This window comes from Pseudomonas huaxiensis (genome assembly GCF_003231275.1).
Taxonomy (GTDB): domain Bacteria; phylum Pseudomonadota; class Gammaproteobacteria; order Pseudomonadales; family Pseudomonadaceae; genus Aquipseudomonas; species Aquipseudomonas huaxiensis.
This window is the reverse complement of record NZ_QKVL01000018.1, coordinates 109,679-124,728: the sequence shown is the minus strand read 5'-3', so window position 1 is coordinate 124,728 and position 15,050 is coordinate 109,679. Positions and strand designations below refer to the sequence as shown.

Below are 15,050 nucleotides of genomic sequence, written 5' to 3'. Positions count from 1 at the left end.
GCCTACTTTTTCCAAGAAAAAAGTCGGCCGCCGTAAAGGCGGAAGGGGCCGGCAGCGGCGCCACATCGAACGGATAAGCTCCCAGCACCAAAGCCCAAGCCCAAGCCCAAAGCCCAAGCCCAAGCCCAAGCCCAAGCCCAAGCATCATCGCTCCCGCTATTCCGTGAAGAACCTTTTCTATGCGAGGGTTTTCAAAACCTCAGCAACATCCCGCAACACTGAGGCATCCTCACGCTCCCCCCAACAGAGAGCGACCATCTGCGCAGTGGCCTCGACTTTATAAACACTCGGCGGCAGCCGCTTGAGCTGTTCCAACACTCGCTCATCGACGCACGGCTCGCGCCACTGGTTGAGCCAGGTGCCCGGCTCGGTCTGCCAATAACACCAGACATCAATGCTGCCACGGCGTCGGGCCTGATGATATTGCGCGCAGTTGCCCGGTGGTTCCTCCGGGAGCCAGTGCGGCCAGGTCTGCGGTGCAAGTTGCATTGCCAGCCCCATGCGTCGAGCCTCCAGACGCAGCGCCATCCGCCCGCTCATCCGCCGCGAAGGCAACAACCAGGCCAGCGGACTGAGGATCAGCGCGAGGATTGACACTACTACCCAGACCGTCATATCTGTTATTCCTATCAAGTCTTTGCAAATGAGCTGGTTAGCCGCAACTGGATGCGATCAGCCTGAAACGGACCATACTTTAACTATCGCGATTGTCAGGAGAGCCTCTCATGCCCTACGAACACATACTGGTCGCCGTCGACCTGACCGAAGAATGCGACCCGGTCATCAAACGCGCCCGCGAGCTGGCCACCCCGGGCAATGCCAAAGTGTCGCTGGTGCATATCGTCGAGCCGATGGCCATGGCGTTTGGCGGCGACGTGCCGATGGACCTGTCGCAACTGCAACAGCAGCAGTTCGACCAGGCCAAGGAGCGGCTGGAACGCCTGTTCAACAAATACCCGGAAATCATTCGCGGCGATTCGCACCTGACCTATGGCCAGCCACGCCAGGAGATCCACCAGTTGGCCAAGGAGCAGAAATGCGACCTGATCGTGGTCGGCAGCCATGGCCGCCACGGCCTGGCCCTGCTGCTTGGCTCCACCGCCAATGACGTGCTGCATGGCGCGCCTTGCGATGTCCTGGCGGTCCGCCTGCAGAAGAAAGCCGAGTAACGCAAAAAGGCCCGGAGCTTTCGCTTCGGGCCCCTTCCCGTCTCAACCGTCCAGTTCGGCCCAGCGCTCGACCAGCACGTCCAGCTCTGCCTGCATCCGCTCGAGGTCAGCCAGCACCTTGCTGGTGTGCTCGCTGGACTTCTGATAGAAGCCGGCGTCGGAAATCTGCTGCTGGATCGCGGCGATCTTCTCCTCCACTGCTTCAATCTGTCCCGGCAGGGCTTCCAGCTCGCGCTGGAACTTGTAACTAAGCTTTTTCTTGGTATCCGCAGTCGCCGCAACCGGTGCAGGCTCCGCCACAGGCGCAGTGACCACCGCGGTGTTCAGCTCGGACTTGCCCGACTTGCTCTCGCTGACACCCAGCAGACGCGGCGAACCGCCCTGGCGGATCCAGTCCTGATAGCCGCCGACATACTCACGTACCTTGCCCTCGCCCTCGAACACCAGGGTGCTGGTCACCACGTTGTCGAGGAATGCCCGGTCGTGGCTGACCATCAGCACGGTGCCCTTGTAGCCCGCCAGTACTTCTTCCAGCAGTTCCAGGGTTTCCACGTCGAGGTCGTTGGTCGGTTCGTCGAGTACCAGCAGGTTGGCTGGCTTGCTGAACAGCTTGGCCAGCAGCAACCGCGCACGCTCGCCCCCGGACAGCGCCTTGACCGGCGTGCGCGCACGCTGCGGACTGAACAGGAAGTCACCCAGGTAGCTCAGGACATGGCGGCTCTGGCCGTCGATATCGATGAAGTCACGACCTTCGGCGAGGTTGTCGATAACGGTCTTTTCCAGCTCCAACTGATTGCGCAACTGGTCGAAGTAAGCCACCTCCAGACGCGTACCCGAATCAACCTTGCCGCCGGTCGGCTCCAGATCACCGAGCATCAGCTTGAGCAGCGTGGTCTTGCCGGTACCGTTGGCACCCAGCAGGCCGATACGGTCCTCGCGCTGCAGGACCATCGAGAAATCCTTGACCAGGGTCGGGCCGCCAGGGTGTGCGAAGCTGACGTTTTCCAGCACCATCACCTGCTTGCCGGACTTCTCCGCAGACTCGATCAGGATATTGGCCTTGCCCTGGCGCTCGCGCCGTTCGCTACGCTCGACCCGCAGCGCCTTCAGTGCGCGCACACGGCCTTCGTTACGGGTACGCCGGGCCTTGATGCCCTGACGGATCCAGACTTCTTCCTGGGCCAGACGCTTGTCGAACAGCGCGTTGGCGGTTTCCTCGGCGGCCAGAGCGGCCTCCTTGTGCACCAGGAAGCTGGCGTAGTCGCCGTTCCAGTCGATCAGGCCGCCACGGTCCAGTTCAAGAATGCGCGTGGCCAGGTTCTGCAGGAAGGAACGGTCGTGGGTGATGAACAGCACTGCGCCGCCGAAACCGCTGAGGGCGTCTTCCAGCCAGGCGATGGCACCGATATCCAGGTGGTTGGTTGGCTCGTCGAGGAGCAGCAGGTCCGGTTCGCACACCAGCGCCTGCGCCAGCAGCACGCGGCGGCGCCAGCCACCGGACAGCTCGGCCAGGGTCTTGTCAGCCGGCAACTGCAGGCGGCTCAGGGTGCTGTCCACCAGTTGCTGCAAGCGCCAGCCGTCGCGGGCTTCCAGGTCCTGCTGGACGTGCATGAGTTTTTCCAGATCGGCATCGGTATGGATGTTCTGGCTCAGGTGGTGGTACTCGGCGAGCAATGCGCCGACGCCGGCCAGGCCTTCGGCAACCACGTCGAATACGGTACGGTCGTCGGCTACCGGCAATTCTTGCGGCAGCTCACCGATTTTCAGCCCCGGCGCACGCCAGATTTCGCCGTCATCGGCCTTTTGGTCGCCCTTGACCAGGCGCATCATGCTCGATTTGCCGGTGCCGTTGCGACCGATGATGCAGACCCGCTCACCACGGGCGATCTGCCAGGACACCTTGTCCAGTAAGGGCATGGTGCCAAAAGCGAGGGACACATCGCTGAATTTGAGCAGGGTCATGTTGTTCTCCAGAAAGCGGGCGCGCATTCTACCTGACTTGACCGGGCAACACAGTACACATGGCCGTCCGCCAGCCCGCAGCGCGTTACATCCGGATGCAAGCACAATGCTTTCATCCGGCGCGGGCAAACGGCTAAGCTTAAGCCCGTGAACCCACAGTGCTGGCGACGCCGACACTCGTTTTGGTCAACTGTCTGGAAGTATCATGCGCCGCCTGCTCAACATCGTTTCCTGCCTGCTCCTCTCGGCCTCCGTGGCCGGTGCCGTGCAGGCTGCCGACCTCGCCCAACAACGCCAGATGTACGACGAAGCCAAGCGCGCGCTGGCCAAGGGCGATACCGGGCCCTACCGACGTTACGCCGCGGCCCTGCAGGACTATCCGCTGGAGCCGTACCTGGCCTACGACGAGCTGACCGCGCGACTCAAGACCTCCAGCAATGCCGAGATCGAGAGCTTCCTGGCCAAGAATGGCGACCTGCCCCAGGCCAACTGGATGAAGCTGCGCTGGTTGCGCTGGCTCGCCGAGCGCGGCGAGTGGCAGACCTTCATCAAGTACTACGATCCCAAACTCAATTTCACCGAACTGGACTGCCTCAACGGCCAATACCAGCTGGGCCACGGTCTGCGCGCCGAAGGCTTTGCCACCGCAGAAAAACTCTGGCTGGTGGGCAAGTCGCAACCAGCCGCCTGTGACGTGCTGTTCGACCAGTGGGCCGCCCAGGGCCAACTGACCGAAGCCAAGCGCTGGCAGCGCACCAAGCTGGCAGCCCAGGCGCGCAACTACGCGCTGGCCACCAATCTGGTGAAGACCCTGCCGACCCTCGGCGAACAAGGCCGCCTGCTGATCGATGTCGCGCAGAAACCGGAACTGCTCAATCAGCCGTCGCGCTTCGTGCCGGTCAACGAAGCGATGTCCGACGTGGTCAGCCTCGGCTTGCGCCGCCTGGCCCGCCAGGACCCGGACCGGGCCATGGCGTTGCTGGACGACTACGCCACCCGCATGCATTTCTCCAGCGACGAAAAGGTCGCCATCGCCCGCGAAATCGGCCTGACCCTGGCTCGCCGCTACGACCCGCGCGGCCTCGACCTGATGACCCGCTACGACCCGCAACTGCGCGACAACACCGTCAGCGAATGGCGCATGCGCCTGCTGCTGCGCCTGGGTCGCTGGGAAGATGCCTACGAGCTGACCAAGCGCCTGCCGCAGGATCTGGCCACCACCAACCGCTGGCGCTACTGGCAGGCCCGCAGCCTGGAGCTGGCCCAGCCGCAGAACCCGCAGATCCCGTTGCTGTACAAGACCGTGGCGCGCGAGCGGGACTTTTATGGCTTCCTCGCCGCCGACCGCGCGCAAACGCCGTACCAGTTGAACAACAAACCGCTGGTGATCAGCCAGCAGTTGATGAACAAGGTGCGTAATACACCTGGCGTGCGCCGGGCGCTGGAATTCCATGAGCGCGGGCAGATTGTTGACGGTCGCCGCGAGTGGTACCACGTCAGCCGTCACTTCAATCGCGACGAAATGGTCGCCCAGGCGCGCATCGCCTACGACCTGCGCTGGTACTTCCCGGCCATTCGCACCATCAGCCAGGCGCAATACTGGGATGACCTGGATATCCGCTTCCCGATGGCCCACCGCGACACGCTGGTGCGCGAAGCCAAGGTGCGTGGCTTGCATTCGAGCTGGGTGTTCGCCATCACCCGCCAGGAAAGCGCATTCATGGACGACGCCCGCTCAAGCGTCGGCGCCAGCGGCCTGATGCAACTGATGCCGGCAACCGCCAAGGAAACCGCACGCAAGTTCAGCATTCCGCTGGCTTCGCCGGCCCAGGTGCTCAACCCGGACAAGAACATCCAGCTCGGCGCGGCGTACCTGAGCCAGGTTCATGGTCAGTTCAACGGCAACCGGGTGCTCGCCTCGGCCGCTTACAACGCGGGCCCAGGCCGCGTGCGCCAGTGGCTACGCGGCGCGGACCACCTGAGTTTCGACGTATGGGTCGAATCGATCCCGTTCGACGAAACCCGCCAGTACGTGCAGAACGTGCTGTCTTATGCGGTGATCTACGGGCAGAAACTCAATTCACCGCAGCCGCTGGTGGATTGGCATGAGCGTTATTTCGACGATCAGTGATAGGAGTAGAAGCCCGCTTTTGAGTAATGCCAGTCAGCCCTTCGCGACGGTTCGACGCGAAGTTTAACTGACTGGCATTGCGCTTCGGCGCGCCCTTACTCCAGCACCTCAACCGCCATCCCCACCTCTAGCGCACCTTCACCATCGGCCACCACGTTCTGGCCGAACATGGCCTCCCCTTCCTTCTGCCGATAATTCATCAGCGTGGCGAACGGCTCGCGATCCGGGCTGCGTTCACCGGTGGCCGGGTCGATGGTGGTGAGGATGCAGCGCCCGCACGGCTTGACCACACGGAAGGTCTGCTGACCAATGCGAATACGTTTCCAGCCATCCTCGGCGAACGGCTCGCTGCCCTCGATGACGAGGTTTGGCCGAAAGCGCATCATTTCCATGGGGCGACCGACCCGCCGCGTCAGATCATCAAGCGATGCCTGGCCAATCAGCAGCAGCGGGAAACCGTCGGCGAAGGCCACGCGGTCACTGTTTTCGCCATAACCGGACGGCAGGTAGCGGGTGCGCTTTTCAGGCACGTGCACCAGGCGTACCGCACGCCCCATAAAGGCGCTCAGCCACTCCGCCGCTGCATCGCCGGCATCCGGAACCTGGAGGGTATCGCGCCAGATGGTGACGCCGCGCAGCGCATCGTCCGGGCTCGGCACCGCGACATGCAGCGCTGGCTGGCCCGGCGCGCTGAGCAGCAGCCCGCCGTCAGCCGCGTACAGCGCCGACAACTGGCTCATCTGTGGGAAAGCGCGCTGGGTCAGAAAACGGTTATTGCCTGCATCCACCAGCATCCAGCGACGATCACCGGCCAGGCCCAGCAGCCCGGCGGGCGACTGCTGCAGCGCTTCGCCCTGCGCGGATTTGACCGGGTAACGATAAAGCGCACTCAAACGCATGAGCCGATGCTCCCTGACGAAAAAGCGCAGCTTACACCCGATGCCCGGCAATGGCTGCCGGGCAGGCGCGGGATCAGACGGTGGCTTCGTCGAGCATCAGGCGCTGGCGGACCACATCCACCAGGCGATCAGGCTGGAATTTGGAGAGGAAGTTGTCGCAACCGACCTTCTTCACCATGGATTCGTTGAAGCTGCCAGACAGCGAGGTATGCAGTACCACGTACAGTGCGCGCAGACGCGGATCGTTGCGGATTTCAGTGGTCAGGCGATAGCCGTCCATTTCCGGCATTTCGGCGTCGGTGAAGATCATCAGCAGTTTTTCGCAGACATCCTCGCCAGCATCCGCCCAGCCCTTGAGCATTCTCAGGGCCTTGAGGCCATCGCTGGCCACGTGCAACTTCACGCCCAACTGGGAGAGGGTTTCGCGCAATTGCGCCAGGGCCACGGTGGAGTCGTCCACCAGCAGCACTTCGCGACCATAGGCGCGGCGCAGGACCGGATCGTCGAGCTTTTCCCGGGAAACCTTGGCGTTGTACGGCACGATTTCCGCCAGCACCTTTTCCACGTCGATGATTTCCACCAACTGCTCGTCGACCTTGCTGATGGCGGTGAGGTAATGCTGACGCCCCGCACTGGTCGGCGGCGGCAGGATGGCCTCCCAGTTCATGTTGACGATGCGGTCGACGCCACCAACGAGGAAGGCCTGTACCGAGCGGTTGTACTCGGTGACGATGATGGTGCTGTTCGGGCCCGGTTCCAGGGGTCGCATGCCAATGGCTTGCGACAGGTCGATGACCGGCAGGGTTTGCCCGCGCAGGTTGACCACGCCGCAGACGTAGGTGTGGCGCTGGGGCATCAGGGTCAGCTTGGGCAGTTGCAGGACTTCCTGCACCTTGAAGACGTTGATCGCGAACAACTGCCGGCCCGCGAGGCGAAACATGAGGATTTCCAGGCGGTTCTCGCCTACCAGCTGTGTCCTTTGGTCTACCGAGTCGAGAATGCCAGCCATTGAATCCCCCAGGCTTGTTGCAAAAGATAAATATGCATCGGCCTTATATCGGCCGCTTATGCGACAGCTTGACCCTACGAAGAAAATGCTACGTGAAGCGTTGATATCACTTTAGCATCATGCTTTACTGCACTCACAGTTTTTCCTGTCACCCCGCTCCGCAACGGAGTCGCACCGTAAATTCCCCATCAGGGAAACCCCTACCATCAATCGGGCGGGACCTGATGTTCGTGAAATCAGTTAGCCATTAATGTGACGCCATTCTCAATGCATGAATGGAGTCGGGCCCTTGTTCGTTATCACTTCGCTGTGGCCAGCCTCTTTCCTTGACCTGTCGCCCGTCTGCTTCCAGGCCTGCCGCCCATGCATGCCAGGAGCCGACTGATGCCGAACGACTCACCGGATATGAGCCCGCTACATGATTTCCTGGATGATGCCCACGCACTCTTGAGCCGCGCCCACGACTGCCTGCAACATTTCCAGTTGATTGGCGAAGATGCGGACGCCAGCGATTGCCTGATCAGCACCCTCCGCACCCTGATGGAAAAAGCCGGGCCTCGGGAACAGGTGCAGATCGCCGGTTTCTGCCAGCAACTGATCGCCCTGCTGGCACCGGACCATCGGCGCAACCCGTTGCACGGAACGGCACTGGGTATCCTTGAAGCGTGCCTGAGCCTGCTGGCCTGGCAGATCGAGTTGATCGATCCGTTTACTGGCACGCTGAACCTGGATAGCGAAGAACAACAGGAGTTGCTCACACACCTGGACAAGGCACTCGATCCCGCGCGGACGCAGTGCGATCAATCCGTCGAAAACGTCTGATCAGCTCGCGTGCTGCATCCCAGAGCCTTCAGCAGCGTACGGAAAAATGATCGACGACAAACAAATGACAACTAAGCACACACGGAAAACTTGTCCGGCATACAGCCTGCAAGTGTTTCCCCTGCACTAACGTGCAACTAAGTACCGAGTTCTCAAACAACTCTGTCGACTTGGAAAAAGTACATCCGACTTTTTAATGAACGTTTAAGTTCGCCAGTAGTAGTGGCAAAGTGCTAGAATCCGCACCAGACGGAACGCCCGTACCAGCCCGCAAAACCTGACTATTCAGACCAATTATCGGCCCGCGACCATTCGACTCCGAAGTGATACCATGCGCCGCTCCGAGCCGGTTGCCGACTGTTGCCACTGCTGGAACATGGCGCTTTCAGCGCACTAAAAAAGTGCCTGACCGCCCGTTGCAACATGATGATAAAAGTTGTTGAAGGCCCCTCTAAAAAGCCCTTCAATCAACCCCGAACTGGCTTTGAAAAGTGATACTCCAGTGGCTTCATTTTCCGTGCACTCAAGCCTCAAGACCTTCACCCGGCACCCACGCGGCACGGCCCTGTTGCAGCGTGCGATAGCACTGGCTTGCCTGGCTTCGCTGGTGGCTTCCCTGACCTGCTACTTCAGCGCCACGCCATTGCCCCCGATCCTGCTGGTGCTACAGGCCATCACCCTGCTGGGCGTGCTCGTCACGATACGCAAACCCAAAGACGTGATCGTCATGACCCCGCAGGAGCTGGCCGACCGCCTGCTCAAGGTGCAGGAAAGCGAGCGGCTGCGCCTGAGCCGCGAACTGCACGACGATATCGGCCAACTCCTGACCGCTGCCAAGCTGCAGGCCGAATGGCTGCAACGGCGCCTGCCGGAAACCCTGCAGGATTCGTGTGCGGCCTTGCGCGACACCCTCGACGAAACCCTTTCCCACGCCCGCAGCCTGGCCACCAGCCTCGCTCCGCGCCAGCTCAACAGCCTCGGCCTGGAAGCCAGCCTGCGCACACACCTCTCGCGCACGCTGGACAACACCGACGTGCGTTGGAGCCTCGAATGCAAAAGCCGCCTGGACGGCCTACCGGAAGAGATGGTCATGGCCGCCTTCCGTATCACGCAGGAAGCGATAACCAACGTTTTGCGTCATGCCCGGGCGCGAAACCTGATCGTGCAGTTTCAGCGCAAGCCGGAAGGCCTGTCGCTATCGATCAGCGACGATGGCCAGGGTTTCCTGCCCTCTTCCCACCCCGGCGACGAAGGCCAGTGCGGAATGGCCGGCATGGCCGAACGCGCGCACCTGCTCAATGGCAGCCTGACGGTCCACAGCGAGCCTGGCAAAGGCTCGCGGATCGACGCGCTCCTTCCCTGGGCACCCCGCTCGCGCGAGCGCGCCAACTCAAGTAAGACTTCATGACCTGTAAATTGCTGCTGGTTGACGACCATTCCCTGATCCGTGCCGGCGTCCGCGCCCTGGTATCCGATATTCCCGGCTACACCGTCGTGGGCGAAGCCAGCGATGGCAGCCAACTGGTCGATCTGGTCCATGAACTGGACCCGGACATCGTCCTGCTCGACCTGTCGATGCGCGCCATCGGCGGCCTTGAGGCCCTCAGCCACCTGCAGGCCGAAGGCAGCCGCTGCAAGGTGCTGATCCTGTCGATGCACACCGACCCCGACCTGATCATGCAGGCGCTGGAGACCGGCGCCCATGGCTACCTGCTCAAGGACACCACCGCCACCGAACTGGAACAGGCCCTCGCCGCCCTGCGCAATGACGAGCGCTACCTCAGCCCGGCCATCGCCCACACGGTGATCAACCAGGCGCTACTGCGCACGCAGAAGGTCGAACCTGCGGAGAACCACAACCTCACCGCTCGCCAACTGGAAATCCTGCGCCTGATCGTGCGCGGCAAGTCCACCCGGGAAATCGCCAACGGCCTCGGCCTGAGCGTCAAGACCGTGGAAACCCACCGTTCGCAGATCATGAAACGCCTGCAGATCTACGACGTGGCCGGGCTTGTGCTGTTCGCCGTGCGCGAGCAGATCATCAGCCTCGACGACTGAGCAGCGGCGAATCCGCCGGCATGTGCACCCGCAACGCGCTGGGCAGCACCCGGAAACGCAGGCTTTCGCCCTGCAGCGGCTCGCCATCGAGGTTGATGTCCAGCCCTTGCGAGCCCTTGACCTCGACCCATGGCAGCCGGGCACGGATAAACATACTTTCCAGCCCCAGGCCACCGCTGAGCAGGTCACGCAGGGTTCCGACCACTTCCTGCGGCGCCGGCAGGATGCTGATATCCAGCAGCCCGTCATCCACCAGCGCCTCCGGGCACAGCACATGACCACCGCCCGCCTGGCGGCCGTTACCGATACCCAACGCCAGCAACTCGCCCTGCCAGTGGAAATCCGGCCCCTGCAGGCTCACGGAGGCGGCACTCAATTCGCTGAAGCGCGATAGCCCGGTGAACAGATAGGCCGCGGCGCCGAGCACCTTCTTCAAATCTTCCGAGGTGTTGGCGGTCACCTGGCTGCCAAAGCCACCGGTGCCCATATTGAGAAACACCTCACCGCCGACTTCACCCAGATCGATCGATGTCGCCTCGCCCTCCAACAACGCCAGCGCCGCCTGCGGCTCCAGCGGAATGCCGGCAGCGCGGGCGAAGTCGTTGGCAGTGCCCAGCGGCAACAGCACCAGGCTGGCATCGCTGTCGACATCAGCCATGGCGTGTGCCACATCGCGCAGCGTGCCATCGCCACCACCAGCGATCAGGTGCGGATAACCGGCCGCCAGCGCTTCATCTACCAGCCGCTGGGCATCTCCGCCTTCCCAGGTCAGGCGCACATCCAGTTGCCAACCACGCTCGCGCATGCCCTGCACTGCGGCACGGACGTCTTCGTTCATCGCCTGCTTGCCATGTAAAATCAGCAGCGCTTTGCGTTCGCTCATCGACAACCCCCTTCTCGGCCGGACATTCAACTCCCTATCTCGACCACAGCCGACAGGCAGTTGCTGCACATCGCACACATAAAGTTCTGCAATCTTACGAATGACATTTGAAAGATCCCGCAAGCACGACCATGCTTCGACAAATAATTGGCAAAACTCAACCGACCAACCAGACAAGTCACTTAATTGACGAAAGATGATCCGTGATGCCCGCGGCGTCGTCACGTCGGAGCCAGCACCACGCTGGCGCCGCGGGCGTTTTCGTTCCACCCGCCCAAGCCCCTCCGGCAAGCGAGGAAGTGTCATGCGCGTACTCTGGACACTGCCCTACCTCCCCTGGCCCACCACCAGTGGCAGCAAAACCCGCCAGTTCAACCTGTTGCGCGGCCTGGCGCAGCGAGGTCATCGCATTACCCTGCTGACCCAATCCAGGGTTCCCCTGACCGAGCCGGCGCGACAGGCGCTGATGCCGCTGGTGGAACGCCTTATCGTGCTGCCACGCCGCCCGTTGCACAGCCCGCTCAATCTGCTGGCGGCACTCAATGTCAGCTACCCGATGCGCACCAGCATCAATGGCCTGGCACCACACCTGCGCCACCGCTTCGAAGCGCTGCTGCAGGAACACTGGGACGTGATCCAGATCGAGCACAGCTACAGCTTCCAGCCATTCGAGCGGGCACTGCAGGCCAGCGGCCTGCCGTTCATCGTCAGCGAGCATCAGGTCGAATGGCGCAAGGGCGCCGCCTGCCACGACCGCCTGCCGCTGTGGCTGCGCCCGTTCAACAGCTTCGACGGCTGGCGCTACCGACACTGGGAAACCCGGGTACTGAAACAAGCCACTGAAGTGGTAGCGGTGAGCCCCTACGATGCCAGGCAGATCAGCGAGATGACCGGCCGGACGACACAGGTGGTGGTGAACGGCGTCGATTGCGACCACTACCAGGACATCCGCGTCTGCCCGCGTAGTCAGCGCCTGTTGTTCGTCGGCAACTTCGAGCATTGCGCCAACCAGGAAGCCATCGAATGGGCGCTGGACGAGATCCTGCCGCAGGTCTGGCAGAGCAACCCGGCGGTACGCCTGGCCATCGCCGGCCATGCGCTGCCGGAACACTGGAAACTGCGCTGGGACGACCCGCGCATCGAGTGGGTCGGCTACGTGCCGGACCTGCGTGAACTGCAACAACACTCGGCGATCTTCTTCGCTCCGCTGCGCCAGAGCGGCGGCTGCAAGATCAAGCTGCTCGAAGCCATGGCCGCAGGATTACCGGTGGTGACCACCCGCGAGGGTGTTTCGGGGCTGCAGGTGCGCAGTGGCGAACATTACCTGGGCGGCGATGCAGGAGACGACCTGGCCCTGACCATCACGCAACTGCTCAACCAGCCGCAGCGGATGCAGCAGTTGTCCGAGGCGGGACGAGCGTTCGTTCGCGAGCGGCATGACTGGAGCGTGGCGGCGGCGCAACTGGAAGGGGTTCATGCTCGGCTGGCCAGTCGGCCAGTGGCGGTTGGGGATGTGATGGGCGGGATCATGCCATTGACCTGAATTGTTGCGGCTGCATCGCGACGGTTCGGCGCGATGCAGCCACCACCTCAACCTCAGCCAAGCAACTCACTCAGCGGAATGAACTGCACGATATCCCCCTGCATCGGCGTCGTGCCTTCCAGCACTTCCACCAGCCCCTCGGCCCAGGCTGCGCTGCGCAGCACGCCGGAGCTCTGGTTGCGGTAGATCAGCGCCTTGCCGTGCTCCAGGCGGGCGCGCAGGTACTCCCGGCGATTGCCGGACTTCGGCCAGTCGAAGCCGGCCGGCACGGCGAACTGCAATGGTTTGACCTCCTGCACGCCCTGGCGGCGCAGCAGATAAGGCCGGGTCAGCAGGCCAAAGGTGACTAGCGTCGAAGCCGGGTTGCCGGGCAGGCCGATCACCGGCACGCCGTTGTACTGGCCAACCGTCAGTGGCTTGCCGGGCTTAATCGCCAGCTTCCACAACGCTAGTTCACCGGCCTCGCGCAGGGCGACACCCAGGTAGTCGGCCTCCCCCACGGAAACACCGCCAGTGGACAGGATCAGGTCAACGTCACCGAGCCCTGCCAGGCATTGCCGGGTCTTCACCAGATCGTCCGGGAGGATGCCAGCATCCACTACTTCGCAGCCCAGACGCTGCAACCAACTGCACAGCAGGCGACGGTTGCTGTTGTAGATCTGCCCCGGACCCAAAGGTTGACCCGGCTCGACCAGTTCGTCCCCGGTGGACAGCACCGCAACCCGCACCCGCCGCACCACTGCGACACGGGCATAGCCGAGGGTGGCCGCGAGGCCCAATTCGATCGGACCGAGGCGGGTTCCAGCCACCAGCACCAACTCACCGGCGCGGGTTTCCTGGCCTTGCGGACGAATGTTCTGGCCCGCGCTCAAGGCTTCGGTGAAGCGCACGCGCTGGTCATCCAGGACTTCGGCGTTTTCCTGCATCTCGACGCAGTCGGCGCCCGCAGGCACCGGCGCTCCGGTGAAGATCCGCGCACACGTGCCGGGCTGCAGCGGCTCCGGCGATTGCCCGGCGAAGATCCGCTGACTGACCGGCAGAGGCTCGCCCGGCCAGTCGCTCACGCGCAGGGCGTAGCCATCCATGGCGCTGTTCGGCCAGGGCGGCAGGTCGAGGGTGGCGTGCAGGTCATTGGCCAACACCCGCCCCTCGGCATCCGCCAGAGCGACGTCTTCGACCTCAGTGATCGGCGCCGCCTCGGCCAGCGCCAGCAGGCGTTCGAGCGCCGCCTCGACCGGCAGCAGCGGCTTGGCCGCCGGCGCCTCAGCCACGGCTTTCACAGGGCGCGGCCTGCTTCAGGTGCGGAACGAAGTTGCATGGGCGATGACGGTTGTCCAGTTGCTCGGCGAGGATGCCGTCCCAACCGGTGCGCACCGCATTGGTCGAACCCGGCAGGCAGCACACCAGAGTGCCATTGGCCAGCCCGGCCAAGGCGCGGGACTGCACGGTGGAGGTGCCGATATCGGCCAACGAAATCTGCCGGAACAACTCGCCAAAACCATCGACCTGCTTGTCCAGCAAGCAGGTGACCGCCTCAGGGGTGCTGTCGCGACCGGTGAAACCGGTGCCGCCGGTGATCAGCACGACCTGTACCACCTCTTCGGCGATCCAGGTGGCGACCTGGGCGCGGATCTTGTACAGGTCGTCCTTGAGCAGTACCCGCTCAGCGAGGTTGTGACCGGCCTCGGTGAGGCGATCGACGAAGACCTGGCCGGAGGTGTCGGTTTCCAGCGTGCGGGTGTCACTGACGGTCAACACGGCGATGTTGAGCGGCACGAAGGGGGCGTCTGCCTTGGCTTTCATGGCATTGGGTCCGTTGAAGAATGGGAATGGGCGGTGTTATATCACAGGGAAAGAGGCCCCGCGTGGCTTGGCCGACCAGGTATTGCGCCCGGTCAATGACGCGATTAGCCGCTACGCTAAAGATCGCAAGGAACTTGCTGTAACCACATGCGTCTGAAGAACAATACCCGGCCTTCACCTATTGGAGATTCACCATGATTCAACGGACCCTTCCTGCTTTCCTGCTTGCCCTCGGTCTTGGCGCCCTCGCCGGTTGCGCTTCGCCGACCGTGATTACCCTCAACGATGGCCGTGAAATCCAGGCCGTGGACACCCCGAGCTACGACGAAGATTCCGGCTTCTACGAATTCGAACAACTCGACGGCAAGCGCACCCGCGTCAACAAGGACCAGATCCGTACCGTCAAAGAACTCTGAAAGCAGCCACAAGTTTCAAGCTTCAAGCTGCAAGAGGAGATTGCGGCGCATTTCGCCCCTTCTTGTGGCTTGAAGCTTCCAGCTCGAAGCTGCTCTCCGAGCTTCAAGCTGCAAGAGGAGGTTGCGGCGCATCCCGCTCTTTCTTGCGGCTTGAAGCTTCCAGCTCGAAGCTGCTTTGTTCATGGAAATATTTTGAGTAGAATTTTCCTCATCGGAGTGTAGCGCAGCCAGGTAGCGCGTCTCGTTCGGGACGAGAAGGCCGCAGGTTCGAATCCTGTCTCTCCGACCAGATCGCTTATCGTCCAAGCCCGCTTCTCGCGGGCTTTTTCGTGTACGCCCCCCGTTTTCCTGGAGT

At 62.5% G+C, this 15,050-nt stretch carries 14 protein-coding genes and 1 tRNA gene; 8 read left to right on the top strand and 7 right to left on the bottom strand.

Annotated elements, in window-relative coordinates:
* Positions 1 to 177 precede the first annotated feature (177 nt).
* A complete protein-coding gene (locus tag DM374_RS19220) occupies positions 178 to 615 on the bottom strand; it encodes a hypothetical protein (protein WP_110971313.1) in 438 nt (145 codons plus the stop codon).
* Between the two features lie 110 nt (positions 616 to 725).
* Here DM374_RS19220 and DM374_RS19215 point away from each other — a divergent pair, with 110 nt between their 5' ends.
* The gene (locus DM374_RS19215) at positions 726 to 1,169 is read left to right on the top strand and encodes a universal stress protein (protein WP_110971312.1); all 444 of its coding nucleotides are present in this window, start codon (positions 726 to 728) and stop codon (positions 1,167 to 1,169) included.
* Between the two features lie 42 nt (positions 1,170 to 1,211).
* On the opposite strand, the gene DM374_RS19210 is transcribed toward DM374_RS19215, so the two are convergent.
* Positions 1,212 to 3,131, bottom strand: coding sequence for an ATP-binding cassette domain-containing protein (locus DM374_RS19210; protein WP_110971311.1), 1,920 nt, complete (start codon positions 3,129 to 3,131; stop codon positions 1,212 to 1,214).
* A 205-nt stretch (positions 3,132 to 3,336) separates the two neighbouring features.
* Here DM374_RS19210 and DM374_RS19205 point away from each other — a divergent pair, with 205 nt between their 5' ends.
* The gene (locus DM374_RS19205) at positions 3,337 to 5,262 is read left to right on the top strand and encodes a transglycosylase SLT domain-containing protein (RefSeq protein WP_404821342.1); all 1,926 of its coding nucleotides are present in this window, start codon (positions 3,337 to 3,339) and stop codon (positions 5,260 to 5,262) included.
* A 95-nt stretch (positions 5,263 to 5,357) separates the two neighbouring features.
* On the opposite strand, the gene DM374_RS19200 is transcribed toward DM374_RS19205, so the two are convergent.
* Together DM374_RS19200 and DM374_RS19195 are read right to left on the bottom strand one after the other, a co-directional pair.
* Positions 5,358 to 6,161, bottom strand: coding sequence for an MOSC domain-containing protein (locus DM374_RS19200; RefSeq protein ID WP_110971309.1), 804 nt, complete (start codon positions 6,159 to 6,161; stop codon positions 5,358 to 5,360).
* A gap of 73 nt (positions 6,162 to 6,234) precedes the next feature.
* On the bottom strand, positions 6,235 to 7,170 hold the full coding sequence (locus DM374_RS19195) for a chemotaxis protein CheV (protein ID WP_110971308.1): 936 nt from the start codon (positions 7,168 to 7,170) through the stop codon (positions 6,235 to 6,237).
* Between the two features lie 384 nt (positions 7,171 to 7,554).
* Between DM374_RS19195 and DM374_RS19190 the strand changes: the two genes are divergently transcribed.
* The 3 genes from DM374_RS19190 to DM374_RS19180 all read left to right on the top strand — a co-directional run bounded on the left by DM374_RS19190 (position 7,555) and on the right by DM374_RS19180 (position 10,050).
* A complete protein-coding gene (locus tag DM374_RS19190; RefSeq protein ID WP_110971307.1) occupies positions 7,555 to 7,992 on the top strand; it encodes a histidine kinase in 438 nt (145 codons plus the stop codon).
* 517 nt (positions 7,993 to 8,509) lie between these two features.
* Positions 8,510 to 9,400, top strand: coding sequence for a sensor histidine kinase (locus DM374_RS19185; RefSeq protein ID WP_110971306.1), 891 nt, complete (start codon positions 8,510 to 8,512; stop codon positions 9,398 to 9,400).
* Positions 9,397 to 10,050 (top strand): response regulator, encoded by a 654-nt coding sequence (locus DM374_RS19180; RefSeq protein WP_110971305.1) that lies wholly within the window; start codon positions 9,397 to 9,399, stop codon positions 10,048 to 10,050. Before DM374_RS19185 ends, DM374_RS19180 begins: the two co-directional genes overlap by 4 nt.
* Here the strand turns inward: DM374_RS19180 and yegS are convergent.
* The gene (gene yegS, locus DM374_RS19175; protein ID WP_110971304.1) at positions 10,034 to 10,933 is read right to left on the bottom strand and encodes a lipid kinase YegS; all 900 of its coding nucleotides are present in this window, start codon (positions 10,931 to 10,933) and stop codon (positions 10,034 to 10,036) included. The two genes, DM374_RS19180 and yegS, sit on opposite strands and share 17 nt — an antisense overlap.
* A 304-nt stretch (positions 10,934 to 11,237) precedes the next feature.
* On the opposite strand from yegS, the gene DM374_RS19170 reads away from it, so the two are divergent.
* Positions 11,238 to 12,476: a glycosyltransferase family 4 protein gene (locus tag DM374_RS19170; RefSeq protein ID WP_110971303.1), complete on the top strand. Its 1,239-nt coding sequence runs from the start codon at positions 11,238 to 11,240 to the stop codon at positions 12,474 to 12,476.
* A 53-nt stretch (positions 12,477 to 12,529) separates the two neighbouring features.
* Here DM374_RS19170 and DM374_RS19165 read toward each other — a convergent pair whose 3' ends face one another.
* Positions 12,530 to 13,747, bottom strand: coding sequence for a molybdopterin molybdotransferase MoeA (locus tag DM374_RS19165; RefSeq protein WP_225422541.1), 1,218 nt, complete (start codon positions 13,745 to 13,747; stop codon positions 12,530 to 12,532).
* A complete protein-coding gene (gene moaB, locus DM374_RS19160; protein ID WP_095157968.1) occupies positions 13,740 to 14,279 on the bottom strand; it encodes a molybdenum cofactor biosynthesis protein B in 540 nt (179 codons plus the stop codon). Before moaB ends, DM374_RS19165 begins: the two co-directional genes overlap by 8 nt.
* Before the next feature lie 194 nt (positions 14,280 to 14,473).
* Here moaB and DM374_RS19155 point away from each other — a divergent pair, with 194 nt between their 5' ends.
* Positions 14,474 to 14,695 (top strand): YgdI/YgdR family lipoprotein, encoded by a 222-nt coding sequence (locus DM374_RS19155; RefSeq protein ID WP_110971301.1) that lies wholly within the window; start codon positions 14,474 to 14,476, stop codon positions 14,693 to 14,695.
* Positions 14,696 to 14,907: 212 nt separating this feature from the next.
* Positions 14,908 to 14,984, top strand: a tRNA-Pro gene (locus DM374_RS19150).
* Positions 14,985 to 15,050: the final 66 nt, after the last annotated feature.

Coding starts and splice junctions, on each gene's coding strand:
- DM374_RS19220 (WP_110971313.1), bottom strand. CDS start 615: ATGACGGTCTGGGTAGTAGTGTCAATCCTCGCGCTGATCCTCAGTCCG.
- DM374_RS19215 (WP_110971312.1), top strand. CDS start 726: ATGCCCTACGAACACATACTGGTCGCCGTCGACCTGACCGAAGAATGC.
- DM374_RS19210 (WP_110971311.1), bottom strand. CDS start 3,131: ATGACCCTGCTCAAATTCAGCGATGTGTCCCTCGCTTTTGGCACCATG.
- DM374_RS19205 (WP_404821342.1), top strand. CDS start 3,337: ATGCGCCGCCTGCTCAACATCGTTTCCTGCCTGCTCCTCTCGGCCTCC.
- DM374_RS19200 (WP_110971309.1), bottom strand. CDS start 6,161: ATGCGTTTGAGTGCGCTTTATCGTTACCCGGTCAAATCCGCGCAGGGC.
- DM374_RS19195 (WP_110971308.1), bottom strand. CDS start 7,170: ATGGCTGGCATTCTCGACTCGGTAGACCAAAGGACACAGCTGGTAGGC.
- DM374_RS19190 (WP_110971307.1), top strand. CDS start 7,555: ATGCCGAACGACTCACCGGATATGAGCCCGCTACATGATTTCCTGGAT.
- DM374_RS19180 (WP_110971305.1), top strand. CDS start 9,397: ATGACCTGTAAATTGCTGCTGGTTGACGACCATTCCCTGATCCGTGCC.
- yegS (WP_110971304.1), bottom strand. CDS start 10,933: ATGAGCGAACGCAAAGCGCTGCTGATTTTACATGGCAAGCAGGCGATG.
- DM374_RS19170 (WP_110971303.1), top strand. CDS start 11,238: ATGCGCGTACTCTGGACACTGCCCTACCTCCCCTGGCCCACCACCAGT.
- moaB (WP_095157968.1), bottom strand. CDS start 14,279: ATGAAAGCCAAGGCAGACGCCCCCTTCGTGCCGCTCAACATCGCCGTG.
- DM374_RS19155 (WP_110971301.1), top strand. CDS start 14,474: ATGATTCAACGGACCCTTCCTGCTTTCCTGCTTGCCCTCGGTCTTGGC.